Source organism: Methylophaga sp. UBA678 (assembly GCF_002299105.1).
In the GTDB taxonomy this organism is placed as follows: Bacteria; Pseudomonadota; Gammaproteobacteria; order Nitrosococcales; family Methylophagaceae; genus Methylophaga; species Methylophaga marina.
Window position 1 is genome coordinate 5632 of sequence record NZ_DBNG01000005.1, and the last position, 1761, is coordinate 7392.

1 protein-coding gene is annotated in these 1761 nt (G+C 42.9%); it reads right to left on the bottom strand.

The genetic code is table 11. The features are described from left to right. On the bottom strand, positions 1 to 1457 hold a 1457-nt coding region (locus B3014_RS01875; protein ID WP_289286894.1), incomplete at its 3' end, for an LPS-assembly protein LptD. Positions 1458 to 1761 lie beyond the last annotated feature (304 nt).

A 1761-nucleotide genomic window follows, 5' to 3' on the forward strand; every position in this document is an offset into this window, starting at 1 on the left:
CCCCACGCTGTCATTTCACGGTCAAAAAACAAGCCTGTATCAAAGCTGGCTATAGGTAAAGTCCTTGTCGCACTATCATCGTAGGTATTGGTATTGTCGTTTTTCAAACTGTATTGGGTATGGTTTAAGGCTAACCTTGGCGTAGCAAAGAATGCGGCCGTACCCATAGGCATGCTGATTGCTGGTTCGATGTTAATGCGTTGACCATCCACTTTTTCGTTGTGATCAAATTCAACGTATTCACTGTCTAATTCATATGTCAGACCTAATGCCTGATCGGGTAAATAACCTTTCAAAACCAGCTGTGGTAAGCGTTTGTACTGCTCTTCCACATCATCTCCTAAGGTCTGGTAACCCTGCGCTCTGGCGGTAAAGCTCCATGTATCACCGCTATAGCCTGTTTCCACATTTCTATTTAAATAAGTGCGACTGGAGAGGCTCAGCCCTGATCCAAAGTCTTCAAAATATTCGTCATCAGAGACATAGTTGTAATCAACGATTGCTCGCCAACGGTTATCGAAATAACTTCTGTGCTGCCATGAAAATAGTTTTCTATCTTCCTGGTAGTGCGGGTTGATATCTTCACCGTTGGTTTGCAAATCATCTGAATTCAGATAGGTTGCTTCAACTTCACCCTCTCCTGACTCAAATAAGTATCGGAACTGTCCACCCAGCATCAAGCCTCGATCCGACATATAACGTGGTGTCAGCGTGGCATCCATATTCGGTGCTATATTCCAGTAATATGGTGTAAGAACATCAAAGCCGGTTTTATCACTACTACCAACAGAAGGAATCAAAAAGCCTGATTTTCGTTGATCATTTAAAGGAAAGTTGATGTAAGGGGTATAAAAAACAGGCCATCCGCCCATCCTGACCACAACATTTTTTGCTTCACCCACAGCCGTTTCATGATCTAAATGGACTGTATCCGCTTTCAATTGCCAAGCATCACTGCCTTCAGGACATGTTGTATAAGTGGCATCATCAAGATCTGTGGTTTTCTGACCTTTTCTTAAGATATGTGCTGCTTCACCTCGAGCATGCATTTGACGGATATGGTATTGCGCACTCAGCATCTGCCCTTGATCATTTGCCACAGACCACTCGGCCTGCTCGGACTCAATCACCATTTCACTATCACGAACACTGACATTGCCACTCGCTCTTACATCGCCACTGTTGCGGTTGTAGGTCGCTCTTTCAGCACTCATTAATTGGTTATCACGAAGAATATCAACGTTACCAGAAAATACAGAGGTGCCATTCTGTAACAGTTGTACTCTGTTAGCTTTTACGTCGACGGGCGATTCATTCTCGGAAGCTGTTTCTGTAGGAATGGGTAAAAATTGATCTTCATAACCAAAGTGACAAGTTAACCCTTGCTCTTGTTGCGCAGATGCGACGCCAGCTGATAAGGATAGTAACAAGGTTGATAATAGCTTCTTTTTGCGCATGTTCATCCTCAAGCTGCAGCTTTAGCCATGATCGACATCCTGACCTAGTGATAAATAACCCACAATTTATCGCATATTAATGATGAATCGGCAAATTGTAGCGTGATATGGATTAAGCAAAAGTGACTTTATCTAAACAAGCTCAAGTACTTAGTCTAATACTGAGCTTATTGCCTTAAACCCGGTTCATGATAGATTCCGTTTATATCGCAGTGAGATTGAAATTAATTTGTCATGAAATGTTGACAGCATCCAACTCAGTCCCTATGATATGCGCTTCCTTTCGGGGCTATAGCTCAGCTGG